This window comes from Streptomyces sp. NPDC041796, from assembly GCF_055590785.1.
In genome coordinates, this window is sequence record NZ_JBVJAH010000010.1 from 256,926 (window position 1) to 282,671 (window position 25,746).

Sequence of the window (25,746 nt, forward strand, 5' to 3'; positions counted from 1 at the left end):
CCGGCCTCCCGCCTCCTCAGCCCAGCAGGGGCGCAACGCCTTCCGCGAAGGCCCGCATCTGGTCCGTCAGCTCCGCACGGCTCCGGGACCGGAACCGCACCTGTATCTGGTCCACGCCCATCGCCGGGTACGCGCGCAGCGACTCGGCGAGCGCGTCCGGCTTGCCGCTGAGGGTGCGCCGCCCGACGCCCCACGGGGCGTCCCCCACGTACAGCGCCTCGGTGATCGCACCGATGACGAGCGGGCCGGCGATACCGGCCTCCTCGCGCAGCCGCCGCAGCCTCCCGATCTGCGCGGGCAGCCGGTCGCGCGGGTCACCCTGCGGCAGCCAGCCGTCCCCCCTGAGCGCGGCGCGGCGCACGGCGGCGGGCGAGGAGCCGCCGACCCAGACGGGCACGCGCTCCTGCGCCGGGCGGGGGCGCTGCCCCAGCCCCTCGAAGGCGAACCGCTCCCCGTGGAACTCCGGGTACTCCTCCGGCCCCAGCGCCGCCTTCAGCGCGTCGACCGTCTCGTCCAGCACGGCGCCCCGGTGCTCGAAGTCGACGCCGAGCGCCTCGAACTCCTCCCGTACGTGCCCGGCGCCCACTCCGAGGATCAGCCGCCCGCCGCTCAGATGATCGAGGGTGGCGTACTGCTTGGCGGTGACCAGCGGATGCCGTAGCCCGACGACCGCCACATGACTCAGCAGCCGTACGCGTCGGGTGACCGCGGCGAGGTGGGCGAGGGTGGCGACGGGGTCGTACCAGACGGTGCTCATCGCCCCGGCGAGCCTGCGGGGGATCGCCACGTGGTCGCAGCACGCGATGTACGCGAACCCGCAACGATCGGCGGTCCGGGCGGTCTCGGCGAGGTCCTCGGGGCCGGCGCCCGCCTCCCAGGGTTCGGCGTAGAGGGCGCTCTGCGACTGGACCGGAAGCTGCATCCCGTACGAGACCATGCCCACCCCTTGTCTGACGGTGTGTCAGTTCACCACGGCGACCCCATGGTCGTGGCTGACACCCCATCAGGCAAGGGCCGTACCCCACCCCGGCAGCACCCTCACCCCAGCAGCGCGTACACCGTGGAGGCCCGGGCCGCGGGCTCCGCCTCGCCCTCCGCGGTCATGGTGATCTCCGCGAACGCCATCCGCCTGCCCAGCTTGGTGATGCGCGCGTCCACCAGCACGTCGGCACCGGTGACCGCCCGCATGAAGCTGGTGGACTGCTGGACCGTGGTCATCGGCACGAACGCCCCGCGCGCCGCGGACACCGCGATCACCGTGGCCGTGTCGGCGGCCGCCATCAGCGCCTGTCCCGACAGCCCGCCGCCCTCCCGTGCCAGTCGCCCGTCCCACGGCAGCCGCAGCACGGCGTGCGCCGCGCCCGCCTCCACGACGGACAGGCCCAGCTCCAGCACCCAGGGGGCGAAGTTGTCGGCAAGGATCTTGTCGGCCTCGGCGAGCGTAAGAGTCATGCCGGGATGCTGCCGCCCCGCCCCGGCGCCGAAACCCGCCGGGCGGGCCGTCACCCCAGCTCGAACCCGAGCGCCGTCGCGACGACCGCGGCCTGCTCCAGGTCGATCCTGGCGCCCGCCACCTCCGCCGTCAGCGGATCCAGCGACGACAGGTCGCTGCCCCGCAGGTCCGCGCCCTTCAGCTTGGCGGCGTGGAGCAGCGCGCCGGACAGGTCGCACCGGACGAGGGACGCGCCCTCCAGCCGGGCCGCGGTGAGGTCGGCCTCGCGCAGCCGGACCCCGTCGAAGCGGGCCTTGCGCAGATCGGCGCCCCGGAATCCGGCGAAGGACCAGTCGCCGCCGGTGACCTCCAGGAGCCCGAACGTCGACTGCTCGAAGCGGCTGCCGACGAATTTGCACTGCTCGAAGCGCGCGTCGAAGAAGCCGCACTTACGGAAGGAGCAGTTGGTGAACGCCGCCCCCGTATGGCGCGAGGCGTTGAACCGCACCCCCGAGAACACGCACTCGTCGAAGACCGCCCCCTCGTTCGCGACCTCCGTCCAGTCCGTGTCGTAAAAGGTGCAGCCGGTGTACGTCGTCCCGGGGCCCAGCTCTCGGGCGTACCAGTCCTCGCCCCGGACGACGGCATCGCGTGGGTTCGTCATGTGCCCCATTGAACAGTCGAGCACTGACAACGGCCCCTCACGAAGAGAGGAACTGCCCCACACCCGTCCGGACGTCCTCGGCGTTCATCACGGGGAAGAGGGTGACTTTCGCGCCCAGCTCCATGAAGAGCGGCTCACAGATGGACGGCATCTCGGAGGGGTGCTCCAGGTCGAAGACGATGAACGCGGTGCGCATGCCGTCCAGCGAACCGAAATGCGCCGCCTCCGGCTTGACCCGTTCCAGGAGGGACCCGAGGATCTCCTCCATCCTGTTGCCCTTGATCACCGCGCTGGCCTTCTCGGTGTCCATCTGGCACATCATCATCGTGCGCATGAGCCCGCCTCTTCCGGTCCGAAGGACCCCCCGGTCACTCAGTCTCGGCGGACCGGGTCCGCCCCCGCATCCGGGCGGGCCCGTCCGGGTGGCGGCGCTCCGCACGGCTCGGGCGCCCGGTCACGGCCGCCACAGTCCGTCCTCCGTGAGGCCCAGCAGCTCGATCGCGTTGCCCCGCACGATCCGCTCCACCACGTCCGGTGCGAGGTGGCCCATCTGGGCCTCGCCGACCTCGCGGGACTTCGGCCAGGTCGAATCGGAGTGCGGGTAGTCCGTCTCGTACAGGACGTTGCCGACGCCGATGGCGTCCAGGTTCCTCAGCCCGAAGGCGTCGTCGAAGAAGCAGCCGTGGACGTGCTCGGCGAACACCTCGGAGGGCGGCCGGTGGACCTTGTCGGCGACACCGCCCCAGCCGCGGTTCTCCTCCCACACCACGTCCGCCCGCTCCAGGATGTAGGGGATCCAGCCGATCTGCCCCTCGGCGTACATGATCCGCAGGCCCGGGAAGCGCTCCAGCTTGCCGCTCATCAGCCAGTCGGTCAGGGAGAAGCAGCAGTTCGCGAAGGTGATGGTGGAGCCGACGGCCGGCGGGGCGTCCGCCGAGGTCGACGGCATCCTCGACGACGAGCCGATGTGCATGGCGATGACCGTGCCGGTCTCGTCGCACGCGGCGAGGAAGGAGTCCCAGGCATCGGTGTGGATGGACGGCAGCCCCAGGTGCGGGGGGATCTCGGAGAAGGCGACGGCCCGTACGCCCCGGGCGGCGTTGCGGCGTACCTCGGCGGCGGCCAGTTCAGCGTCCCACAGGGGGATGAGGGTCAGCGGGATGAGCCGGCCGTGGGCCTCGGGGCCGCACCACTCCTCCACCATCCAGTCGTTGTACGCCCGGACGCCGAGCAGACCGAGCTCACGGTCGGAGGCCTCGGTGAAGGTCTGGCCGCAGAAGCGGGGGAAGGTGGGGAAGCACAGCGCGGACTGGACGTGGTTGACGTCCATGTCGGCGAGGCGCTCGGGGACGCTGTACGAGCCGGGTCGCATCTGCTCGTACGTGATCACTTCGAGCCGTATCTCGTCGCGGTCGTAGCCGACGGCGGTGTCGAGACGGGTGAGGGGGCGGTGGAGGTCCTCGTACACCCACCAGTCCCCGACGGGGCCGTCGTCCCCCTTCCCGCCCATCACCGGGGCGAACTTCCCGCCCAGGAAGGTCATGTCCTTCAGGGGCGCCCGGACGATGCGCGGGCCGGTGTCCCGGTACTTCGAGGGGAGCCGGTCCTGCCAGACGTGCGGCGGCTCCACCGTGTGGTCGTCCACCGAGATGATCTTCGGGAAGGTCTCCATGCACAGCACCGTAGCGCCGAACTGACGACCCGTCAGGTCCTTCGGCGGCAGATCGTGTCACGACCTTGTGCAGAGCGTCACCCACTGCTGACGCAAACGCCATCGACAAGGCAGACTGTCGGGGGCGAAACCAGCGGCACGGGGCAGGGGGAGCTATGGACCGTGAAGACGGGCCGCGAGTGCCGGAGCAGCACGCTCCACAGCAGGGTCCCGCCGAGGGCGGCGACCTGCGCTTCGGCGTGCTCGGCCCGGTACGCGCCTGGCGCGACGGCGAAGCCCTGCCCTCCGGGTCGCCGCAGCAGCGGGCCCTGCTGGCCGCGCTCCTGCTCCGCGACGGGCGCACGGCGACGGCCGCCGAGCTGATCGACGCGATCTGGGGCGACGAACCGCCCTCACAGGCCCTCGCGGCGGTACGGACGTACGCCTCCCGGCTGCGCAAGGTCCTCCCGGCGGACGTCCTGGTCAGCGAGTCGGGCGGGTACGCGATCCGGGGCCGGGCCGACGCCCTCGACCTGAACGTCGCGCAGGAGCTGGCCGCGGAGGCGGAGAAGGCGCGGGCGGGCGGCGACCGGACCCAGGCCCGGGTACTGATCGACAAGTCGCTGGGCCTGTGGGACGGCGAGGCCCTCGCGTCCGTCCCCGGCCCGTACGCCGAGACCCAGCGCGCCCGCCTGGAGGAGTGGCGGCTGCAACTGCTGGAGACCCGGCTGGATCTGGACCTGGAGTGCGGCCACCACGCGGAGGCGGTGTCCGAGCTGACGGCGCTCACCGCGGCGCATCCGCTGCGCGAGCGGCTGCGGGAACTGCTGATGCTGGCCCTGTACCGCAGCGGGCGGCAGGCCGAGGCGCTCGCCGTGTACGCCGACACGCGCCGGCTCCTCGCCGACGAGCTGGGCGTCGACCCGCGCCCGGAGCTGGCGCGGCTCCAGCAGCGCATCCTCCAGGCGGACGCCGAGCTGGCCTGCCCGGTCCAGGAGCCGTCCCCGGCACCCGCCGTGTCCCGCCCGGCGCAGTTGCCCGCGACGGTGCCGGACTTCACCGGGCGGGCGGCGTTCGTACGGGAGCTGAGCGACCGGCTGGCCACGGCCGAGGGCTCCGTGATGGCCGTGTCGGCGCTCGCGGGCATCGGCGGGGTCGGCAAGACGACGCTCGCGGTGCACGTCGCGCACGCGGCACGCCCCCGGTTCCCGGACGGGCAGCTCTACGTGGACCTCCAGGGTGCCGGGGCGCGGGCGGCGGAGCCCGAGACCGTGCTGGGCGCCTTTCTCCGGGCGCTGGGCACCCAGGACTCGGCCATCCCCGACACGCTCGACGAGCGGGCCGCGCTGTACCGGTCGACGCTCGCCGGGCGGCGGGTGCTGCTCCTGCTGGACAACGCGCGGGACGCCGCCCAGGTGCGGCCGCTGCTGCCGGGCACGGAAGGGTGCGCGGCGCTGGTCACCAGCCGGGTCCGGATGGTCGACCTGGCGGGCGCGCACCTCGTGGACCTGGACGTGATGTCGCCGGAGGAGGCGCTCCAGCTCTTCACCCGGATCGTGGGCGCCGAGCGGGTGCAGGCGGAGCGGGAGGCGGCCCTGGACGTGGTCGCCGCGTGCGGCTTCCTCCCGCTCGCCATCCGTATCGCCGCCTCGCGTCTCGCGGCGCGCCGCACCTGGACGGTGTCGGTCCTCGCGGCCAAGCTCGCCGACGAGCGGCGCCGCCTGGACGAGCTCCAGGCCGGCGACCTCGCCGTCAAGGCGACCTTCGAGCTCGGCTACGGCCAGCTGGAGCCCGCGCAGGCCCGGGCGTTCCGCCTCCTGGGCCTCGCCGACGGCCCCGACATCTCCCTCGCCGCCGCGGCGGCCGTCCTGGACCTGCCCCTCCACGACGCGGAGGACCTGCTGGAGTCCCTGGTCGACACCTCGCTCCTGGAGTCCGCCGCGCCGGGCCGCTACCGCTACCACGACCTGGTCCGCCTCTACGCGCGTGCATGCGCCGACCGCGACGAACAGCCCCCGTCGGAACGGGACCTGGCACGCTCCCGTCTCCTGGACTTCTACCTGGCGACGGCGGCGCGGGTGTTCGCGATGGAACGCCCGGGTGACCGCCTGGTCGACCACCTGGAGTCGACGGCGTACGAAGGCCTGTCCTTCGCGGACCGTCAGGCGGCGCTGGACTGGCTGTACACGGAGGCCAACTGCCTGCTCGCCTGCGCGCGCCAGGCGACGAACGGTGCCGGCCTGCGCCGCGCGGTGGATCTGCTGTGGGCGGCGAAGGATCTCGCGGAGTCGGGAGCGAACTCCAAGCAGTACGAAGCGGTCGCCGGGGCGGCCCGCGAGGCGGCCCGTGCCGCGGGCGACGCCCGCGCCGAGGCCCGTGCCCGTACGGCGCTCACCAACGTCCACCTGGTGGCCGGCCGTTACGACGAGGCCGACGAGGAGGCCCGTAACGCACGCGCGCTGGCCCTCGAGGTGGGTGATGCCGCGCCGGTGTACTGGGCGGACAACGACCGGGGAATCATCGCCCTCAACCAGGGCCGTTTCGCCGACGCCGAGGAGCACCTGCTCAGCGGGAGGGACGGCTCGCGCGCGGACGGGAACCTGCCCGGGGAGGCGAGCGCCCTGTGCAACCTCTCGCGCGTTCATCTGATCACCGGGCGGCCGACCAGCGCCATCACCCTCGCCCGCCAGGGCATCGAACTCTACGAGCGCATCGGAAGCGAACTGCGGCTGGCCAACGGCCTTTACGCCCTGGGGGTCGCCCTCTCCCGGGCCGGCCGCCACGCGGAGGCCCTGGAGCGTTTCAACGAGGCCCTGTACAGCTTCGGGAAGAACCGCCAGCGCCTGTGGGAAGGGACCACGTACTTCCGTATCGCGGAGACCCACCTCTCCGCCCGTCGTCCGGCCATCGCGGCACAGCACGCCGAACAGGCCCTCGCGAACGGATGCATCGGCGGCGATCGTATGCGGGGCAATGTGCTGACCACCCTGGGCCAGGCGCTCAACGCCCTGGGCCAGCGGGACCGCGCCCGGGCCTGCTGGCATGAGGCGCTCGCCCTCTACGAGCAGATGAACGCTCCCGAGGCCGACCGGGTACGGGACCTCCTGCTGCCCCTGGCGGCCGCCTGAGCCGCGCAGACGCGGACGTTCAGCGTTCGTTTATCCGTACCCGGCACTCTCTTACCCAACGATCCGTCGCGTCGGGGGGCAGACGGTTCGCCTGGGACTCACCGCTAAGGTGAGCGGTCCCAATGCGCCCGTTCGGACACCTCGGGGGAGTGCCCGAGCGGGCGCAGCCAAGCACGGCCTGACAACGGGGAGTTGCGATGAGCGACGCGAAGAAGAACGAAGAGATCGTCACGATGGGCGACAACCACACGCCGGCTCCGCCCAAGGACGGTTTCGTCACCATGGGCGACAACCACACGCCGGTCCCGCCGAAGGACGGCATCGTGACCCTGGGCGACAACCACACGCCCGCACCGCCCAAGGACGGCATCGTCACCATGGGCGACAACCACACGCCCGCACCGCCTGCCGGGCTCTGAGACCCACATCCGACGGGGTGCGGCCGCGGCGGCGCGGAGGGGGAGCCGCCGCGGCCGCGGTATGCGCGTCACGTACTGCACAGGAGTTGGCATGATCCGCACCACTCGCCTGCTGGCCATGGCCTTCGTCGCCGCGGCCGTCACCGGAGCCGTGACCACCGCGCACGCCTCGACGGGTGACGACCGGGGCGGGGCCACGGCGTCGAAGAGCGTGTACGTCACCGGCGGCCCCACCACGCTGAGCGACAACCACGCGCCCACCGGCCCGCGCCACTAGGCCGCTGCCGAAGGGGTGCCGGACCGAGCCGGTCCGGCACCCCTTCGGCGTTCACGCGCCACCCGTCAGCCGTGGGAACGCGCCCGCAGCTCGCCCTTCAGCACCTTGCCGCTCGCGTTCCTCGGCAGCTCGGCCACGAACTCGACCTGCCGCGGCACCTTGTAGTTGGCCATCTCCCGCCGCGACCAGGCGATCAGGTCGTCCGCCGTCAGGGTGGAGCCGGAGCGGCGGACCGCGTAGGCCTTGGCGACTTCGCCGAGGCGGGGGTCCGGGATGCCGATCACCGCGACGTCGACGAGCTCGGGGTGGACGGCGAGGAGCTGTTCGATCTCGGCGGGGTAGGCGTTGAAGCCGCCCACGATGAACATGTCCTTGATCCGGTCGGTGATGCGGAGGTTGCCGGCCTCGTCGAGGACGCCCACGTCCCCGGTGTGGAGCCAGCCGTCCGCGTCGATGGCGCGTGCCGTTTCGGCCGGGTCCTCGAAGTAGCCGGTCATCACGTTGTGGCCGCGCACCAGTACCTCGCCCGTTCCGTCGACGCGGACCTCCGTGCCGGGGACCGGGCGGCCCGAGGTGGTGGCGACGGTTTCCAGCGGGTCGCCCCGGCGGCACATGGTGACGATGCCGCTCGCCTCCGCGAGGCCGTACGCCGTGAGGACGGTGCCCACGCCCAGCTCGCCGTGGAGCCGCTCCACCAGACGCAACGGCACCACCGCCGCGCCCGTCACGACCAGCCGCAGGGACGACAGGTCGTGGGCCGGGCGTGCGGGGTGGTCCAGCAGGGACTGCAGCAGCGTGGGCGGGCCGGGCAGGACCGAGACGCGCTCGGCGGCGATGTTGGCCAGGACCGTGTCCACGGTGAAGACGGGCTGCGGCACCATCACCGCCCCCCGCGTCAGGCACGCGATGATCCCGGCCTTGTAGCCGAAGGTGTGGAAGAAGGGGTTCACGATCAGGTAGCGGTCGCCCTCCGCCAGTCCCGCGAGCTCCGCCCAGGTCTCGTAGCAGCGCAGTGTCTGCGCGTGGGTGATCACCGCGCCCTTGGGGCGGCCCGTCGTCCCGGACGTGAAGATGATGTCCGAGGGGCGTTCCCCGTCGACGGACGCCGCCCGGGCGCGGACCTCGGCCGCGCTCACGCCGTCCCCGCCCGCCAGGAAGTCCTTCCAGGTCCGGAAGTCCTCCGGGGCGCTGTCCGCCAGTACCACGACCTGCTTCAGGTGCGGCAGGACGATCCCGGCCCGCCGCAGGGACGCCACGTACGACGTGCCCAGGAACGTACCGGTGATGAACAGCAGCTTGGCGCGGCTGCGTTCCAGGACGTGCGCCGCCTCCGCGCCCTTGAAGCGGGTGTTCAGCGGCACCAGCACCGCGCCGGCCGTGACCGCGCCGAGGGCGGAGACGATCCAGTCGAGGGTGTTGGGCGCCCACACCGCGACCCGGTCGCCGGGTGCCACGCCGGCCGCCATGCACGCGGCGGCCGCCCGCTCCACGCGCTCGCCCAGTTCGGCGTACGTGACGCGGGTCCGGCCCTCCACGACCGCCTCCCGGGGCCCGTACCGCTCGGCCGCCCACCGCACCAGCTCCGGGATCGAGCCCCATTCCAGGTCGCCGCGCATCTCCCGCCTCCCTCTAGCTGACTGTCCGTCAGATTAGCGCTACCGTGGCGGCCATGACAGGTGCGCTCAAGGACGCGACGGCCATCGTCGGGATCGGGGAAACGCGCTTCGCCCGACAACTGGCCGAGCCGGAGAAGACGTTGGCGTGCCGGGCCGTCGTCGCCGCCCTCGCCGACGCCGGTGTCGCACCGGCCGAGGTCGACGCCTTCGCCTCGTACACCATGGAGGAGACCGACGAGGTCGAGGTCGCCAAGGCCATCGGGGCCGGGGACGTCACCTTCTTCTCGAAGGTGGGGTACGGCGGCGGCGGTTCCTGCGCCACCGTCGGCCACCTCGCCGCCGCCGTCGCCACCGGCCAGGCGACCGTCGGTGTCGCCTGGCGGTCACGCAAGCGCGGCTCCGGGCCGAGGCCCTGGACCAACACCGCCGTCCAGCTGCCCACCCCCGCCCAGTGGACCCGCCCCCACGGCCTCCTCCGACCCGCCGACGAGATCGGCATGCTCGCCCGCCGCTACATGCACGAGTACGGCGCGACCCGCGACCACCTCTTCAACGTGGCCCTCGCCTGCCGCAACCGTGCCAACCAGAACCCCGCCGCGATCATGTACGACCGGCCCCTCACCCGCGAGATGTACATGACGTCCCGCTGGATCAGCGAGCCGCTCTGCCTGTTCGACAACTGCCTGGAGACCGACGGCGCCCTCGCCTGCGTGATCGTGAGCGCCGAGCGCGCCCGCGACTGCCGCCGCACCCCCGTGTACGTCCACTCCGCCGCCCAGGGGCTGCCCGCGCAAACCCACGGCATGGTCAACTACTGGAACGACGATCCGCTCACCGGCCCCGCCTGGACCGCCGCCCGGCACCTGTGGAAACAGGCGGACTTCGGGCCCCAGGACGTCGACGTGGCGCAGATCTACGACGCGTTCACCCCTCTCATCCCCCTCTCCCTGGAGGGCTACGGCTTCTGCGGACGCGGCGAGGGGGCCGCCTTCACCGAGGGCGGCGCCCTGGAGATCGGCGGACGGCTGCCCATCAACACCGGGGGCGGCGGCCTCAGCGAGGCGTACGTCCACGGCTTCAACCTCATCACCGAGGGCGTGAAGCAACTGCGCGGCACCAGCACCGCACAGGTGCCCGGGGCCGCGACCTGCCTGGTCACGGCGGGTGAAGGGGTTCCCACATCCGCGCTGCTGCTGAGGAGTTGAGACGATGCTCGAACCCGTCGTCGACGAGGACGGCGCCCCCTTCTGGGAGTACGCCGCCCAGGGCGAACTGCGCGTCCAGGGCTGCGCCGGCTGCGGCGAGCTGCGCTTCCCGCCCCGCCCCTGCTGTCCGCACTGCCAGTCCTTCGACAGCGAGTGGCGCCCGATGAGCGGACACGGCCGCATCTGGTCGTACGTGGTGCCCCATCCGCCGCTCCTGCCCGCGTACGCCGCCCACGCCCCGCGCTACAACGTCGCCGTCGTCGAGCTCGCCGACGCCCCGCGCATCCGGCTCGTGGGCAATGTCGTCGCCGGGCCCGGCGCGCCCATCGACTCGGTCGATCCGGCGCGGCTGCGCATCGGGGCGCCGGTGCGCGTGGTGTTCGACGACGGCATGCCCCGCTGGGTGCTGGAGCGGTGACGGGCGTCGACGTCCGGAAGGACGGGGACGGCGTGGCGGTCGTCACCCTCGACCGGCCCGGCCGGCACAACGCCGTCGACCTGGACATGGCCGGCCGGCTCACCGGCGTGTGGCGGGAGTTGCGGTACGACGACGGTGTCCGGGCCGCGGTCCTCACCGGGGCGGGCGGGAAGGCGTTCACCACGGGCATCGACCGGACGGTGGACGTGCCGCAGCCGTCGTCCCCGTACAGCATGGACGATCCGCTCCTCACCATCGGCCCCAAGGCCAACGACCTGTGGAAGCCCGTGATCGCGGCCGTGGAGGGGATGGCCTGCGGCGGGGCGTTCTACCTGCTCGGCGAGTGCGAGTTCGTCGTGGCCTCGCGCACGGCGACGTTCTTCGACCCCCATACGGCGTACGGCATGGTCAGCGCCTACGAGGCGGTCCTCATGGCGCAGCGCATGCCGTACGGGGAGGTCGCCCGGATGTCCCTGATGGGTACGGCCGAACGGGTGTCGGCACGGCGCGCGTACGAGACCGGGCTGGTGTCGGAGCTGACCGAGCCGGGCGGCGCGCTCCAGGCCGCACGGCGCGCGGCGGGCGTCATCGCGTCGTACCCGGCCGAGGCGGTGCAGGGCACGGTACGGGCGGTGTGGGCGGCCCGGGAGGCGGCCAGGGAGCGGGCGCTCGCCCAGGCCCCGCACCTGATCGCGCTGGGCAACCTGCCGCCGGAGCGGCAGGCCGCGCTGTTCGAGGGGCGGGGCCGGGGCGGGTACCGCCTGCGGTGAGGCGGTGGGGTCCGTCAGAGGGCGGTCTTCGTCGCGCTGTCGACGACGCACTGCTTGTACTCGCTGCCGTCGCCCGTGCCGGTGTACGTCGTCGTGGCCTCGGCCTGCTGGGAGGCGCCGGCCTTGACGGTCAGCCCGGTCACGTTGGCACGCGCCGTGACGGCGGTGGACGTGGCGTCGCCGCGGAACTTCATGGTGATGTTGTACGTGTGGTCCAGCGAGCTGCTGTTGGTGACCGTGATCCGGGCGACGAGGTTCTTGCCCGCGTCGTCCATCCGGCACTCGTCGATCTTGATGTCGCGCGCGGCCTTGTTGCCGCCGCCGGAGCCGCCGGGGACGGAGACGCCACCCGAGCTGCCGCTGCTGCTGTCGCTGCCGCCGCCGGTGGTGCTGTCACCCGTGGTGCTGCCACCAGTGGTGCTGCTGCCGGAGTCGGAGCTGTGGCTGCTGCCGCTGTTGCTGCTGCAGCCGCCTCCGGAGCCGCGGGCTCCGGTGAGCGCGACGATGGCGATGCCGAACACGGCGATGGCGCGGACATGGCGGAGCTTCACGTTCAACCCCCGTTGAAAGTGTGAGTGAGTGGGGCCCGGTCTTGACGGGCGCACGTCACCCTAGCAGCGCTCGGGGGCGTCTCCTTCCCGCCGTGTGGCGCCCCTCCCGTGGGCGGCGTAGCGTCGTGATCGAGAGCCGACCCTGGGAGGCCGACGAATGATCCGCAACGTCATCGGCTCGATCCTCGCTCTCCTCGGAGCGACGGCCGCCGTCTGGAGCCCCTTCCGTGCCTGGTACGACGGCCGTCCCGGTCGTGATTACGCCCTGGCCGACCTGTTCGGCGGCATCACCGAGGCGAAGGCCGACCTGGTGACCTCGATCCTGCTGCCCATGGCGTTCGCGGCACTGGTGACCGTGGTGGGGCTGGTGCTGCGACTGCGCGGCCTGGTCGCCCTCGCCGGGCTGATCGTGCTGGGCTTCACCATCCTGTGGATGGTGCGCCAGGGGCAGGCCGCCGGCAGCCTGAGCGTCGAGTCCGACGGCTCGGGCCTCGGACAGGGCGTCGCCCTCGCGGCGGGTGGCGGGGTGCTCCTGCTGCTGGCCGCCGTGGTCATGAGCGGGCGAAGGCGCGTCGAGAGCGAGACGTACGAACCTGAGGACGAGGGCCGGCGGCACCGGCACCGGCGCGGGGAGCCGGAGCGTCACCAGGACGCGTACGCCGAGCCCTACGAGGAGCCGTACGAGGAGCCGTACGCCGAGCCCCGCGGGCAGCAGTACGGGCAGCCGTACGGACAGCGGCCCTACGCGGACGACACCCGGACCGCCGAGTACCCCCGCTACGACGACCGCCCGGGCGACGGCCCCGGCCCCGGCGAACCGGGACCCGGACCGGGCGGGCCCGAGCGTCCGCGCGGGCCGCACCACGGGCGGGGCTAGCGGCCGCTGCCGCCGCCGCGACCCGTCGCCGTGCCCTTCACCGCGTCGAGCGCGTACACGCACCGGTCCTTGCTGCACGCGTAGACGACGCCCGCGCGCGCCACCAGCGAGCCGGTGATCTCACCGCCCGTGGTGAGCTTCCAGCGGAGCTGGCCGCCGCTCGCGTCCAGCGTGTACAGCACGTGGTCGGCCGACCCGAAGTGCAGCCGGCCGTCCGCGACGACCGGGGCGCCGATGACCGGCCCGCCGGCCGGGAAGCGCCACTTCGGGGTGCCCGTCACCGCGTCCAGCGTGTAGACCGCGCTGCCGCTGCCCACGTGGATGTTGCCGTCGGCGACAAGCACCGGCTCGCTCGACTGGCGGGACTCGGTGGCGATGCGCCAGCGGTCCTTGCCGGTCGTGGCGTCGATGGCGTACACGGTGCCGAGGTAGTCCGCGAGATACACCCCGCCGCCCGTGACGGCCGGGCCCGGCGCGAAGGCGGGCGGCGAGAGGAAGACCGCCGGTGCCTCGAAGTGCCAGCGCACATGACCGGTCCGGATGTCGATGGACAGCACCCTGGTGCCGGCGGCCACGTACACGTAACCGTCCTCCGCGGGGGCGACGCGCATCGGCACACCGCCGCAGGAGGCCGCGTCACCGATCGGGTACGACCAGCGTTCGGTGCCGGTGCGGGCGTCCAGGGCGCGCAGCCGGGCGTCCTGCCAGACGTACACGGTGTCGTCGAACAGCGCGGGCCCGGCGTCGGGGGTCTCGAAGTCGGTCTGCGCTCCGGTGATCTCCCACAGTTTCTCGCCGTTGGAGGCCTCCCAGCCCTGGACGCCACCGCCCCGGGTGCCGGTGACGACGGTGCCGCGGTCGACCTTGACGGAGTACGCCCAGGCGTCGGTCTGGACGCGCCACCGCTCACTGCCGTCGAGCGCGTCCAGCGCGTACAGGTGCGGCCCGTCGGAGGCGTGGATACGGCCGCCCGCCACGGCCATCGTCCAGGCCACGTCGCGGGTCTTGAACTGGCGCCGGCCCGTGCCGACGTCCAGCGCGTGCACCTCGAAGGACGTGACGTACAGCAGGTCGCCCGAGACGATCGGGGTGCCCCACACGTCGTTGGACATCCGGAACCGCCACGGCCGCCAGTGCCCGGGGCCCGAGGGCTCCTGGGCGGCGGAGGGCACGGAGGCGGGCGGGCCCGCGGGCGGCGCGGGGTGCGCCGGGCCGGACGCGGCTGCCGAACCGGCCGGCTCGGCGCCGTTCGGGCCGGCGGCCGGGCGGCGGATCCAGCCGGTGGTCGGGCCGGCGTCCACCGCGAACGCGGCGCGCGTGTCGGCGACCCGGGGCCCCGGGCCGATCGGCAGCGGGGCACCGGGCAGCCGTACGGGAGCGGCGGGCGCCGCCTGTCCGGTACGCGGGTCGCCGCCCCGGTGGGCGGCGTCCCAGTCCCGGCCGTGGTCCCGGGCGGGAGGGGGGCCGGAGGGCGGCGCGGGAGGCGGGGCGGACGGCGGGGCCGGCGGAGGCGGCGGGGTGGTGGGGCGGCCGCCCCGGCGGGTCTCGATCATCGCGGTCGCCCGGGACGGCAGCCAGGCCGACGCCGTGCCGCTGTCGTCGCTCCCGGAGAACAGGTGCGGCGCCAGCTGGGCCTGGAGGTCGGCGGGCGAGGGTCGCCGCCCCGCCTCCATCTGCATGCACGATTCGATCAGCGGCCGCAGCTCGTCCGGCAGGCCCTCCAGGTCCGGGCCCTCGCGCAGCAGCATGAAGACCGTCTCGACCGGGTTGGCCCCGTGGTACGGGGCGTGTCCGGTGGCCGCGAAGACCAGGGTGGAGCCGAGCGAGAAGACATCACTCGCGCCGGTCACGCTGCGGGAGTCCTTCGCCTGTTCGGGTGACATGTAGGCGGGCGTGCCCACGGCGACGTTGGTCATCGTCAGCCGGGTGTTGGAGACGCCGGACGCGATGCCGAAGTCGATGACGCGCGGCCCGTCCTCCACGACGAGCACGTTCGACGGCTTGAGGTCGCGGTGGACCAGGCCGGCGCCGTGGATGGACTGGAGGGCCTCGGCGATGCCGGCGGCCAGCCAGCGCACCGCCTGGGCCGGGAGCGGCCCGCACTCATTCACTATTTCCTCGAGCGAGGGCGCTGGTACGTACGCGGTCGCCAGCCACGGCACCGCCGCCCGAGGGTCGGCGTCCACCACGGCCGCCGTGTAGAAGCCGGACACCGCCCGTGCGGCCTCCACCTCGCGCGTGAAGCGGACACGGAACAGCTGGTCCTCGGCGAGCTCGGTCCGCACCGTCTTGATCGCCACGCGTCGCCCGGACGCCGATCGTGCGAGATAGACCAGGCCCATGCCTCCGGCACCGAGCCGGCCCAGCACCTCGAAGGGGCCGATCCGTCTCGGGTCGTGCTGCGTGAGCTGCTCCACTTGCCTGCCACCTCCCCGTCGGGGCCATGAGAGTACGGCCCCATGCCCCCTGATTCTTCCTGTCCGGGGCGGTGGTTGCGAACCCGGGGGCGGATCGGGGTGTCTCACCCCGATCCGGACACCCTCGCGGGGATCGTCAGGCGGCCTTCGGCTCCGCCAGCACGGCGAAGACGGCGCCCTGGTTGTCGGCGATCAGGGCGATCCTGCCGTAGGGGGTGTCGAACGGCTCCTCGGTGACCCGGCCGCCGAGGCGGGTGGCGTGGGCGGCCGTGTCGTCGCAGTCCTCGACCGCGAAGTAGATGAGGAAGTGGGCGGGCATCTCGGCGGGGAAGGCGTCGGTGATCACGCTCCGGCCGCCGATGGCCGTCTCGTCACTGGCCTGCGTGCCGGCGGGGGACCAGACGCGGAAGTCGATGGAGGCGTCGTCGAGGTCGCGCACCTGGAAGCCGAAGACCGTCTCGTAGAAGGCGTCCACGGTGTCCTTCGCCCGGGTGTAGACCTCGGTCCAGCAGAAGGAGCCCGGTTCGCCCTGCTTCTCGAAGCCGGTGTGCTCGCCGCTCTCCCAGAGGCCGAAGACGGCACCGCCGGGGTCGGCCGCCTGGGCCATGGTGCCGAAGGAGCCGATCGGCGTGGGGTTCATCACCAGCTGGCCGCCCGCCTCCCGGATCCTGCGGGTGGTGGCGACGGCGTCGGGGGTGGCGAAGTAGACGCCCCAGACGGTGGGCATGCGGCCGTCCCGCTTGGGGGCGAGCCCGGCGACGCGCTTCCCCTCGCTGAAGGCGTTGGTGTAGTTGCCGTACGCCTCGCCGCCCTCGTCGAACGTCCAGCCGAAGAGCTCGCCGTAGAACCGCTTGCCGGCTTCGAGGTCGGGGAGCATCGCATCCGCCCAGCACGGCGTGCCCTCTGTGAATGCGGCCATGGACCTGTTCCCTTTCCGTGTACGGGCGGGGCGTGTGGTGCCCGTCACAGTCACGCTAATGGCGCGGGGCGTCCGCCGCAGGGAAGAAAATCGAACATGCACGCAATTGTCGGCATACGGAAGCCGTCCGGACCCGCATCCGCTTGGTTTGTCCACCGAAGTTTTCCACAGGCTGTTAATAAGCCTATCGGGGTGGCTCCAGGCTCCCCGGTGTCCGTAAAACGGCCGAAAAGCGCGGTACGGAATCGACGCGTCCACGGGGGCGGACGGCACGGGCGCCCCCACCCGGTCCTGCACGGACTCCATGCGAAGCCCGCCACGAAGGCCCCGGCGGAAGCCCGTCACCCCATTTGCAGTCGGCCGAATCGCGCCCCGATCACCCCTCGGTAAGCTGACGGCATGACAGGACAAGTACGCACCGTCGACGGCCGCGTGGCCGGTCGACGCGGACAGGCGACGCGGCAGAAGCTGCTCGACTGCCTCAGCGAGATGCTCAGCTCCTCGCCGTACCGGGACGTCAAAGTCATCGACGTGGCCCGGAAGGCGGGCACTTCCCCGGCGACGTTCTACCAGTACTTCCCGGACGTCGAGGGCGCGGTCCTCGAGATCGCGGAAGAAATGGCCAAGGAGGGTGCCGGATTGACCGAACTCGTCTCCGGCCGCACCTGGGTCGGCAAGGCGGCCTGGCAGACCTCGGAGGAACTGGTCGAGGGTTTCCTCGACTTCTGGCGCAAGAACGACGCCATTCTCCGCGTGGTCGACCTGGGTGCCGCCGAGGGCGACAAGCGGTTCTACAAAATCCGCATGAAGATCCTGAACTCCGTCACCAACTCCCTCACCGACGCGGTCAAGGAACTCCAGTCCAAGAACAAGGTCGACAAGGACGTCAACCCGGCCGCGATGGCCGGCTCCCTGGTCGCGATGCTGGCGGCGGTCGCCTCCCACCAGAAGGGCTTTCAGACCTGGGGTGTCAAACCGGCTGAACTCAGGCCCAATCTGGCGCTGTTGGTCCACCTCGGCATCACGGGCAAGAAGCCGACGAAGTAACACCCCACCCTGTACGTCCTGTCACGCCGACGGCGGTCCGCTTCCGACCGCCGTCGGCGTTCCCATGGGTGCGGCCGGCTGGACGAGACCGGCCACCAGCCGGTCGGCCAGCCACCGGGCCTCGGTGGTGTCGGCTCCGGTGACCACGAGGGAGCCGTGGCGGGCGAGGTTGGAGGTGACCGGGGCGCCCGCGGTGAGGGTGGCGGCCAGCGAGCCGGCCATGACCCGGGGGTGGGCGAGGACCTCCTCCCAGCCGCGCGGCCGGGACACACCCGGCGGCAGGGAGAAGAACTGCGAAACCGCGGCCCTGGAAGGCGACTTGGGCAACCGGACGGGACGGCCCAGCAGGTCGTCCAGCCATGTTCCGTACAGCTCGAAGCCGGGGTTGCACCATTCGAGCATGGCGTGGATCCAGTCACCGCCCTGGCGGGCGTGGAACTCCCCCAGGACGACACCCCGCTCGGTGGTCCAGCACTCCACGTGAAAGGGCCCCGTGGTGATCCCGAGCGCGAGAAGGGCGGCCCGCGTCTCCAGGACGATGTCGCCCTCGTCGCGGGGGCTGAGCGGTGCGGGCATCGCGTGTCCCGCCTCGACGAAGGTGCCGTCGAAGAGCTGCTTTCCGGTGACGGCGAGGATGTGCGGCGTACCGCCCACGATCAGGCCTTCGACGCTGTACTCACGGCCGTGGACGAATTCCTCCGCCAGGACCAGGCCCTCGGCGTCCCTGGCTGCCCGGTGGGCGGCGGCGGCGTCCTCGGCGCGGTCGACCCGGGACACGCCCTGGCTGTTGGAGCCCGTACGCGGCTTCACGACGACGGGACCGTCGCATTCGGCGAGGAACGCGGCGATCTCCTCCGGGCCGGCGCACAGCCGCAGGGCCGGCTGGAGGAAGCCGCAGCCGGCGAGGTAGCTCCGGGCGGCGTCCTTGACGCGTATGCGGCGTACGGCGTCGGGGGAGTTGCCGGGCAGCCCGAGTGCCCGGGCGACGGCGGCGACCGCCGGGCCCGCGCTCTCGCGGTAGCCGACGACGGCGTCGACCGTGCGGGTGCGCGCGTACTCGACGGCCCAGGCGCGGCAGGCGGCGGGGTCGGTGAAGTCGAGTACGTGGGTCTCGGCGGCCCGCGCGGCCAGGTCGGGGGCGGCCGCGAGGTTCTCGGCGAGGTCCGTGAGCACGACTCGGGCGCCCCGGTCCGTGAACTGGTTCAGGGCGCGTTCGCAGATGTCTCGCACGAAGCCGGTGTCGGGGGCGGCGGCACCGCCGAGGACCAGGACGTTGGTCATGGGTTCGCTTTCAGGGGCTGGTCGTGGGCAGGAACGAGGGGCGGTACGGGGCGGGGGCGGGCGGCGGCCCGGTTCTCGGCACGGGCGCAGTAGCCGGCCAGGAGCATGAAGGCGCACACGACGGTGAGGCGCCAGGGGTCGAAGGTGTCCCCGAAGGCGACCTGCCCCGCGTAGGCGAGGCCCGGCAGGGTGGTCAGCAGGACCATGGCGATCGCGGGCCGGGTGCGCTGCAGTCCGATCTGGAGCAGGTACAGCGGAACGGTGACTCCGGCGACCGCGGCCAGTGCCGTGGCGGGCAGCGAGAGTTCACCGCCGGCCGGCCCGTCCGTGCGGATCAGCAGCAACAGTCCCGCGGCCGCGTAGGTGAGGTGGAAGCGGTGGGCGGTCACCCAGGCGGGCGGGGCGCCCACCTCGGCGAGGCGGCTGGAGAGCTGGGCGATGTAGGCGGCGCTGAATCCGGCGAGGACGACCAGCAGCAGGCCCGGGAGGACCGCGAGGCCGGTCGTCTCGCCACCGTCGTGGGTCAGGGCGGCGACCACCAGGGAGGCGGCGAGGAGCACGGCCGCCCGGGCCCAGCCCGCCCGGGACGTACGGTGGCGGGGACCCAGCAGGGCGACGGCGAGGGGACCCACACCGGCCATGACGCTGTTGGCGAGGACGGCCGGCACCCAGGCGAGCGAGACGTAGAAGCCGAGGAAGGTGACCGCGGTCGCCACGTTCATGGTGAGGACCAGCCGCAGGGCCGCGGGCCGGTGGGCCGGGGCGGGCGCGACCGCGCCCCCGCCGACGGCGCGCCGGGCCAGCAGGGCTCCGTTGAAGAGGAGGCTGGTCGCGGCGAAGGCCCCGCACGAGAACATCAGGCTGTCGCCCACGTCGACCCGGCCGGTGAGGTACCCCTCGGTACCGGCCTGGAGCAGCAGTGAGGCGACGATCAGAGCGATGGGCATGTCATTCCTCGGGGCCGAGGCGGTAGAACAGGCCCGCGTCCTCCATGTCGTGGACGACGTCGAGGGAGTTCCGCAGGAGTTCCTCGTCCTCGTGGACGAGGAAGGCGATGCCGCAGGCACCGGTGGTGAGGTGGCGGTCCTTCAGCGGTTCGCCGACGGCCGGCAGGCGGTCGACGCTGTGGAAGCCGGGCAGACGGCGCAGGGTGCGCACCCCGTCGGCGGACAGCAGAACACCGGGGCGGTGGGGGCGCAGGAATATCTTCGCGACGGCTCGCGCGGCACCGTAGGGGGCGTCGAAACGCCGGGCGAAGTCGTCGGGACGGAGGAACCGTTCCGCGACCAGGTGCTGGTGGCTGTAGCCGAAGGCGGCGTGGTACGGGTCGGGGGCGAGTGACGGCCCCATGATGCGGGAGTTGACCTCGATGAGGCGGGGGCCGGCCGCGGTCAGCATCACCTCGGTGTGGGCGGCGCCCTCCCGGACGCCGAGCGCGTCCAGGCAGCGGAAGACGTAGTCCGCCATCTCGGCCTCCGCGGGCGTGAGGGCGGGCCGGGAGACGATGTGGCGCAGGACGGGCGCGCCCTCGGTGTGGTCGATGCGCTCGGCGTAGACCTCGGTGAGGAGGTGGCGGCCGGCCATGCTGACGGTGTTGACGATGTACTGGGTCCCGGTGAGGAACTCCTGTACGAGCACCTGTTCGTTGGTCGTGCCCATGAGGTTGGTGCGGTGGGCGGTCGCGCGGTAGGCCTCGACCACCTCTTCCGGGGTGTGGCAGATGGTGCAGCCGTCGCTGCCGGCGCTGTCCCGTGGTTTGACCATGACGGGGTAGTCGTGGAGCTCGGACAGGGCTTGGCGCAGCTCCCGCTCGGTGGCGACGGAGCGGGTGCGGGCGGCGGGCAGGCCGGCCGCTTCGAGGGCGTGGACCATGAGGTTCTTGTCGCGGCGCGCGGCGGCCTGCTCGGGGGCGTGGTGGTCCAGCCCGAGCTCGTGCGCGAGGGCGTCGGCCAGGAGGACTCCGTACTCGCTGGCGGCGATGACGGCCGTCGGCTTGAGTTCGCGCAGGGCGGCCAGGGTGGCCTCGGTGCCGTGATGCGTCATGGTGCGCGGTGAGGTGGTGTCGGCGTCGCGGGCGGCGGCCAGGTGGGGCTCGTAGAGGCTGACGAAGTCCGCGCCTTCCTCGCGGAAGGCCTCGGTGAGGCGGGTTCCGGTGGAGACCGGGTTGACCAGGACCAGCATGGGTGGGGGCTCCTCGGCGGGTGGGGTGACGGGCGTGCGGCGGGGTTCAGGAGCGGACGAGCTGGGCGCCCACCTCCCGGGCGTGGAAGGCCGCGGTGCGGAGGTAGTTGACGATGGGGGTACGCCGGTGGGCGGCGGCGCCGATGGCCCAGACGCGTTCGCCGGGGACGGACGGGTCCGGCGTGACGCGCAGATCCTCGGTGATGTGCGCCTCGGTCCCGCGGGAGCCGTCCAGGTGGAGCGTCCCGTCGTCACCCCAGGTGAGGCGGGGCGCGTGGTAGCCGGTGGCGCAGACGACCCGGTCGACGTGCTCCTCGCGGCCGCCGGGCCACCGTACGAGCCAGCCGCCGCCGGGGCGGGGCCGGACGTGCTCGGGCATGGCGTCGGCGATGCGGAGGGCGCCGGTGGCCTGGTGCGCGGCCAGTCTGCGGGCGTTGGTGGCCGGGATGGCGGAGATGTACCGGGTGATCGGTTCCCTGAACCGGCCGAGGACGTCGGCGCGCGTCTGCGGGGACCACGGCGCGGCCCACTCGTTGATGGTGTCGATGGTCTCGGCGATGACGTCCTGCCACGCGGCGGCACCGGTGGTGGCCAGGTGGAGTTCCTCGGCCAGGCGGGTGGCCGGCGTGGAGGCGGTGCTCGTCTGGCGCCCGATGCCGCGCCGGGGGGCGTGCCGGGACAGCGCGCTCACCAGGATCCTGGTGATCTGGGTGTCCAGGTGCGGTGAGCGGGGGTCGAGGGCCAGCCAGCGGTCGGTCTCCAGCAGCGCCTTGTCGGGCCGGCACAGCCGGGTGCGTACGGCGGGAAGGGCTCCGGAGGGGGACGTCATGACGACGTGACGGCTCGCGTCCCCGGTGAGGAGGACGAGGGCGGCGTCGATGGCGGACAGTTTGGTCCCGTACAGCAGCACCGTCGCGTCGGTGGGCAGTTCCCGCAGCCGGCGGATCGGGTAGGGGCTGGTCAGCAGCTCGGGGTGGGTGCTGTGGGGCCGTAGCTGGTCGGGGAGGCGGGGGCGGTCGAGGCCGAGGCAGACCAGGACGTCGCTGCCGGTCACCTCCCGGCCGTCGTCGAGCCGGACGGTGTAGCGGGACCCGTCACGGCGGACGGTACGGGCCCGGGCGGTGAGGTGGCGGGTCGTGGTGCCGCGCTCGTGGGCGGCGGCGCGGGCCTGCCGGTAGCGCTCGCGGCAGTACTGGCCGACGAGGTAGCGGGGGACGAAGTCGTCACGGCCCGTCGGCCAGCCGCGCGCGGTGAGGTACGTCAGCAGGCCGGACGTGCCCTCGGGGTCGAGCGAGGTGACGTCCACGGAGGTGTTGCACAGCAGTTCCGGGTCGGTGGTGCCGAAGGCACCGCCGAGGCCGATCGGGTGCGGGGCCACGAAGGTGACGGAGGAGATGCCGGGGCCCGCGGGGATACGGGTGTAGGCGGTGACGGCGTTGGCGCCTCCGCCGATGATGATGACGTCCTTGCCCACCGGTCCTGGCCTCCTGGCTCGTCGGGTGGTGAGAGATCACGGGGGTCAGAGCGGGTCCACGCCGAGGTGTGACAGGCCGTAGGTGTACCCGTCGACGAGGGCTTCCCAGGAGGCGGCCAGGATGTTGGAGCCGACACCGATGGTGGTCCACTCGTGGCCGTCGCCGCGCAGGGCGGTGGTGACGCGTGCGGTCGATCCGCTGCCGCCGGAGCCGCTGAGGAGCCGCACCCGGTAGTTGGCCATCTCGATGTCGGCGAGCGGCGGGTAGATCTGTTCGACCGCCGAGCGGAGGGCCCGGTCGAGGGCGTTGACCGCGCCGTTGCCCTCGGCTGTCGAGAGGATGCGTTCGCCCTTGGCCACGAGCCGGACGGTCGCCTCGCTGGCGTGGCTGCCGTCGGCGCGGTTCTCGGCGATGGTGCGCCACGACTCGATACGGAAGTACTCGAGCGGTCGGCCGTCGATCTCCTCACGCAGCAGCAGTTCGAAGGAGGCGTCGGCCGACTCGTAGGTGTATCCCTGCAGTTCGCGCTCCTTCACGCGCTCGACGACCCGGCCGACCAGCTCGCGGTCGCCGCCCAGGTCGAATCCGAGCTCCTTGCCCTTGAGCTCGACGGAGGCGCGGCCGGCCATGTCGGAGACGAGCATCCGCATGGTGTTGCCGACGCGCTCGGGGTCGATGTGCTGGTACAGGTCGGGGTCGACCTTGATGGCGGAGGCGTGCAGGCCCGCCTTGTGGGCGAACGCGGAGACACCCACGTACGGCTGGTGGGTGGAGGGGGTCAGGTTGACCACCTCGGCGATGGCGTGCGAGACCTGGGTCATACGGGCGAGACCACCCGGCGGCAAAACGTTTTTCCCGTACTTGAGCTCCAGCGCGGCGACCACCGGGAAGAGGTTGGCGTTGCCCACGCGCTCGCCGTAGCCGTTCGCCGTGCACTGCACGTGCGTGGCACCCGCCTCGACGGCGGCGAGGGTGTTGGCGACGGCGCAGCCCGAGTCGTCCTGGGCGTGCATGCCGAGCCGGGCACCGGTGTCGGCGAGGACGGCGGCGACCACCTCCTGGACCCGCGCCGGGAGCATCCCGCCGTTGGTGTCGCACAGGACGACCACCTCGGCGCCCGCCTCGTGCGCGGTCCGCACGACGGCCTTGGCGTACTCCGGGTTGGCCCGGTAGCCGTCGAAGAAGTGCTCGCAGTCCACGAAGACCCGGCGGCCCTCCTCACGCAGGTACGAGACGGTGTCCGCGACCATCGCGAGGTTCTCGTCCAGGGTCGTACGCAGGGCCAGCTCGACATGCCGGTCGTGCGCCTTGGCGACCAGCGTGATCACCGGGGCACCGGAGTCGAGGAGCGCCTTGACCTGAAGGTCCTCGGACGCGGTGGCACCGGCCCGCCGGGTGGCGCCGAAGGCGACGAGCTGCGCGTGCTGGAACCGGATCTCCTCCCGGGCCCGCGCGAAGAACTCGGTGTCCCGCGGATTGGCCCCGGGCCAGCCGCCCTCGACGAAACCCACGCCGAAGCCGTCGAGGAGCCGGGCGATGGTCAGCTTGTCGTCGACGGACAGGCTGATGCCCTCGCGCTGGGCGCCGTCGCGCAGCGTCGTGTCGAAGACGTGGAAGTCGTCGGCCCCGGTCCCCCCGGCGACGAGCCCCGCGGCCGGGGAAGGGGCGGTGAGCCACTCGTCGTCCACCATGGGCCCCCCGTCGTGGTGTGCCATGTGATCTCCTTCCTCGCGTTCTTCGTGGTCGTCGTGCTCGTCGTGCTCTTCCCGCTCCGCGCGTTCCTGGTGTTCTTCGCGGTCGAGTGACCGGGGCCGGGCCGGCGCCGGCCGCGCCCCAGGGGCGCGGCCGGCGCATCGGTTCAGAGCTGCTGCCAGGCGGCGGTCAGCCGCTCCTCCGCGTACCGGCTGGGCAGGCCGGCCACGATCCGCGCCAGCACCTCGTAGATCACGACGCTGCCCTCGGCCACCGACTCGGCCTTGGCCAGGGTCTTCTGCAGCCGGTAGAGCTGGGTGAACGCCTGCTTGGTGTCCTGGCGCCGCAGGAGCCCCTTGATCTGGGCCGCCGCCTTCACCGTGGCCGGGTCGGCGTCGCCGTCGGTGGGCGCCGCGCCGGCGATCCGCTCATGGGCGTCCAGGAACCGCTGCGCCGCCTCCAGTTGCGGCGCCTTGACCGCGAGGGACTCCGTGGCGCCCGCCGCGGTGAGCAGCGCCAGGCCGAGCACCGGGGCGTCCACCCCGTCGGTGGCGCCGGTGACCGGACCCACCATGGTGACCTCGGGGGCGTGCTCGTGGACCGGCCCGAGGGCGGGCTCGGCGAGCATCAGACGCAGGGCCAGCAGGTCGGTCTCGACGGTCGTGGACGCGGCGACCACGGCGAGCGGGGCCTGCCGCACCCGGGGGTCGGCGGCGGCCAGCGCCGGCGACACCGACAGCCGGACCGGGGTGCCGGTGTCCTGGCCGTCGCCCGCCGCGGTACGCCGCTCCGGCTGCCACCCGAGCTTGGCGGGGCCGTCCTCGCCGAACCAGGCCACGGGGAACGAGCCGGCACCGATGTCGGTGTGCTCCACGGCCAGGCCCCGCTCGGACAGGATCCGGAAGTACGCGGCGCGTGCCTCGGTGAAGTCCAGGCCGTCGGTGGTACCGGTGCGGATGGCGCGGCCGGTCTTGACGACCGGCGGGTTCAGCCAGTTCGCGGGGGCCTCGTCGTAGTCCTGGGGCGCGAGGGCGAAGCGGATCGGCAGGCCGACGGACCGCCCGAAGGCGAGGTCGACGGCGTCATGGCCGGGGTTGACCAGGACCGCGCCCGTGCCGAATTCGGGCTTGACCCAGTCGGCCACCCAGATGGGCAGCAGGTCGCCGGTCAGCGGGTGGCGGCAGTACCTGCCGGTGAACGCGGCGTCGCGGCCGGAGGGCAGGCCGTCGCTGAGGGCGTGGCCGGGGTGGACGGCGACGGCGCAGGCGGCGGGGCTCGGCGACCAGTCGGTGATGAAGACCTGGAGCGGCGCGGTGGTGTCCGCGCCGGGCTCCTCCAGCGGGAAGGTGAACAGGGCCCCGGGGGTGCGGCGCAGCGTCTTGCGCTGGCGGGAGGCCGGCGACTGGGGCCAGTTGCCGTCCTCCTCGGCCCCGACCCGCCCGCGGGCCGCCTGCGTCGGTACGTAACGGACGGCGTCACCCGTGTTCCTGGGGTCGCCGACCACACCGGCCGCGGCGGCCAGGGCCGCCAGGGCCTCGGCGGGGTCGCCCGGCCCGTGGACGACGTCGCTGGTGACACCGTCGTAGGTGGCGAGCCTGCTGATGAAGGCAGCGTGGCTGCGGCAGCGCTGTGCGACCGCCGGCGCTTGCGACTCTCCGAGGGACAGGACGATGTGATTCACGCGTACCTCCATGGTGCTCTTGCGTTTCTCCCGTAGTTAACGCCC

General features: G+C 72.8%; 23 protein-coding genes. 8 read left to right on the forward strand and 15 right to left on the reverse strand.

The window, feature by feature from the left end:
- Nucleotides 1-16: 16 nt before the first annotated feature.
- From ACZ6C1_RS22145 to ACZ6C1_RS22165, 5 genes are all read right to left on the reverse strand, one after another.
- Nucleotides 17-937, reverse strand: coding sequence for an LLM class F420-dependent oxidoreductase (locus tag ACZ6C1_RS22145; protein WP_469242903.1), 921 nt, complete (start codon nt 935-937; stop codon nt 17-19).
- 101 nt (nt 938-1,038) lie between these two features.
- Nucleotides 1,039-1,452 (reverse strand): PaaI family thioesterase, encoded by a 414-nt coding sequence (locus ACZ6C1_RS22150; RefSeq protein ID WP_469242904.1) that lies wholly within the window; start codon nt 1,450-1,452, stop codon nt 1,039-1,041.
- 50 nt (nt 1,453-1,502) lie between these two features.
- Nucleotides 1,503-2,096 (reverse strand): pentapeptide repeat-containing protein, encoded by a 594-nt coding sequence (locus ACZ6C1_RS22155; RefSeq protein ID WP_469242905.1) that lies wholly within the window; start codon nt 2,094-2,096, stop codon nt 1,503-1,505.
- A 37-nt stretch (nt 2,097-2,133) separates the two neighbouring features.
- Nucleotides 2,134-2,430 (reverse strand): hypothetical protein, encoded by a 297-nt coding sequence (locus tag ACZ6C1_RS22160; RefSeq protein ID WP_469242906.1) that lies wholly within the window; start codon nt 2,428-2,430, stop codon nt 2,134-2,136.
- Nucleotides 2,431-2,550: 120 nt separating this feature from the next.
- Entirely contained in the window at nt 2,551-3,768 is a 1,218-nt protein-coding gene (locus tag ACZ6C1_RS22165; RefSeq protein WP_469242907.1) for an amidohydrolase family protein, read from the reverse strand.
- Nucleotides 3,769-3,923: 155 nt separating this feature from the next.
- Here ACZ6C1_RS22165 and afsR point away from each other — a divergent pair, with 155 nt between their 5' ends.
- From afsR to ACZ6C1_RS22180, 3 genes are all read left to right on the forward strand, one after another.
- The gene (gene afsR / locus ACZ6C1_RS22170) at nt 3,924-6,875 is read left to right on the forward strand and encodes an SARP-family global regulator AfsR (protein WP_469242908.1); all 2,952 of its coding nucleotides are present in this window, start codon (nt 3,924-3,926) and stop codon (nt 6,873-6,875) included.
- 197 nt (nt 6,876-7,072) lie between these two features.
- Entirely contained in the window at nt 7,073-7,294 is a 222-nt protein-coding gene (locus ACZ6C1_RS22175) for a hypothetical protein (protein WP_469242909.1), read from the forward strand.
- A gap of 91 nt (nt 7,295-7,385) precedes the next feature.
- Nucleotides 7,386-7,571, forward strand: a complete 186-nt coding sequence (locus ACZ6C1_RS22180; RefSeq protein ID WP_469242910.1) for a hypothetical protein — start codon at nt 7,386-7,388, stop codon at nt 7,569-7,571.
- A gap of 65 nt (nt 7,572-7,636) precedes the next feature.
- Here ACZ6C1_RS22180 and ACZ6C1_RS22185 read toward each other — a convergent pair whose 3' ends face one another.
- Nucleotides 7,637-9,187: a FadD3 family acyl-CoA ligase gene (locus tag ACZ6C1_RS22185; RefSeq protein WP_469242911.1), complete on the reverse strand. Its 1,551-nt coding sequence runs from the start codon at nt 9,185-9,187 to the stop codon at nt 7,637-7,639.
- A gap of 53 nt (nt 9,188-9,240) precedes the next feature.
- Here ACZ6C1_RS22185 and ACZ6C1_RS22190 point away from each other — a divergent pair, with 53 nt between their 5' ends.
- The 3 genes from ACZ6C1_RS22190 to ACZ6C1_RS22200 are packed head-to-tail and all read left to right on the forward strand — an operon-like array spanning nt 9,241 to nt 11,580.
- The gene (locus ACZ6C1_RS22190) at nt 9,241-10,392 is read left to right on the forward strand and encodes a lipid-transfer protein (protein WP_469242912.1); all 1,152 of its coding nucleotides are present in this window, start codon (nt 9,241-9,243) and stop codon (nt 10,390-10,392) included.
- Nucleotides 10,393-10,396: 4 nt separating this feature from the next.
- Nucleotides 10,397-10,810, forward strand: coding sequence for a Zn-ribbon domain-containing OB-fold protein (locus tag ACZ6C1_RS22195; protein WP_469242913.1), 414 nt, complete (start codon nt 10,397-10,399; stop codon nt 10,808-10,810).
- Complete coding sequence (locus ACZ6C1_RS22200) at nt 10,807-11,580, forward strand: enoyl-CoA hydratase/isomerase family protein (protein WP_469242914.1); 774 nt, start codon at nt 10,807-10,809, stop codon at nt 11,578-11,580. Before ACZ6C1_RS22195 ends, ACZ6C1_RS22200 begins: the two co-directional genes overlap by 4 nt.
- Before the next feature lie 14 nt (nt 11,581-11,594).
- Here ACZ6C1_RS22200 and ACZ6C1_RS22205 read toward each other — a convergent pair whose 3' ends face one another.
- Nucleotides 11,595-12,131 carry a hypothetical protein gene (locus tag ACZ6C1_RS22205; protein ID WP_469242915.1) on the reverse strand — a complete coding sequence of 179 codons (537 nt, stop codon included), beginning with the start codon at nt 12,129-12,131 and terminating at the stop codon, nt 11,595-11,597.
- 157 nt (nt 12,132-12,288) lie between these two features.
- On the opposite strand from ACZ6C1_RS22205, the gene ACZ6C1_RS22210 reads away from it, so the two are divergent.
- Nucleotides 12,289-13,008, forward strand: a complete 720-nt coding sequence (locus ACZ6C1_RS22210; protein ID WP_469242916.1) for a hypothetical protein — start codon at nt 12,289-12,291, stop codon at nt 13,006-13,008.
- On the opposite strand, the gene afsK is transcribed toward ACZ6C1_RS22210, so the two are convergent.
- Nucleotides 13,005-15,425, reverse strand: a complete 2,421-nt coding sequence (afsK, locus tag ACZ6C1_RS22215; protein WP_469242917.1) for a protein serine/threonine kinase AfsK — start codon at nt 15,423-15,425, stop codon at nt 13,005-13,007. The two genes, ACZ6C1_RS22210 and afsK, sit on opposite strands and share 4 nt — an antisense overlap.
- Nucleotides 15,426-15,561: 136 nt before the next feature.
- A complete protein-coding gene (gene kbpA, locus ACZ6C1_RS22220) occupies nt 15,562-16,344 on the reverse strand; it encodes an AfsK-binding protein KbpA (protein ID WP_469242918.1) in 783 nt (260 codons plus the stop codon).
- A 399-nt stretch (nt 16,345-16,743) separates the two neighbouring features.
- Between kbpA and ACZ6C1_RS22225 the strand changes: the two genes are divergently transcribed.
- Nucleotides 16,744-17,391 (forward strand): TetR family transcriptional regulator, encoded by a 648-nt coding sequence (locus ACZ6C1_RS22225; protein ID WP_469242919.1) that lies wholly within the window; start codon nt 16,744-16,746, stop codon nt 17,389-17,391.
- A 21-nt stretch (nt 17,392-17,412) separates the two neighbouring features.
- Here the strand turns inward: ACZ6C1_RS22225 and ACZ6C1_RS22230 are convergent, their stop codons facing one another.
- The 6 genes from ACZ6C1_RS22230 to ACZ6C1_RS22255 all read right to left on the reverse strand — a co-directional run bounded on the left by ACZ6C1_RS22230 (nt 17,413) and on the right by ACZ6C1_RS22255 (nt 25,701).
- Complete coding sequence (locus ACZ6C1_RS22230) at nt 17,413-18,672, reverse strand: ATP-grasp domain-containing protein (RefSeq protein WP_469242920.1); 1,260 nt, start codon at nt 18,670-18,672, stop codon at nt 17,413-17,415.
- Nucleotides 18,669-19,619 (reverse strand): hypothetical protein, encoded by a 951-nt coding sequence (locus tag ACZ6C1_RS22235; protein WP_469242921.1) that lies wholly within the window; start codon nt 19,617-19,619, stop codon nt 18,669-18,671. Before ACZ6C1_RS22235 ends, ACZ6C1_RS22230 begins: the two co-directional genes overlap by 4 nt.
- A gap of 1 nt (nt 19,620) precedes the next feature.
- Nucleotides 19,621-20,853 (reverse strand): ATP-grasp domain-containing protein, encoded by a 1,233-nt coding sequence (locus ACZ6C1_RS22240; protein ID WP_469242922.1) that lies wholly within the window; start codon nt 20,851-20,853, stop codon nt 19,621-19,623.
- A gap of 46 nt (nt 20,854-20,899) precedes the next feature.
- A complete protein-coding gene (locus tag ACZ6C1_RS22245; RefSeq protein WP_469242923.1) occupies nt 20,900-22,327 on the reverse strand; it encodes an FAD/NAD(P)-binding protein in 1,428 nt (475 codons plus the stop codon).
- A 45-nt stretch (nt 22,328-22,372) separates the two neighbouring features.
- On the reverse strand, nt 22,373-24,043 hold the full coding sequence (cimA, locus tag ACZ6C1_RS22250) for a citramalate synthase (protein ID WP_469242924.1): 1,671 nt from the start codon (nt 24,041-24,043) through the stop codon (nt 22,373-22,375).
- Between the two features lie 143 nt (nt 24,044-24,186).
- The gene (locus ACZ6C1_RS22255) at nt 24,187-25,701 is read right to left on the reverse strand and encodes a hypothetical protein (protein WP_469242925.1); all 1,515 of its coding nucleotides are present in this window, start codon (nt 25,699-25,701) and stop codon (nt 24,187-24,189) included.
- Nucleotides 25,702-25,746: the final 45 nt, after the last annotated feature.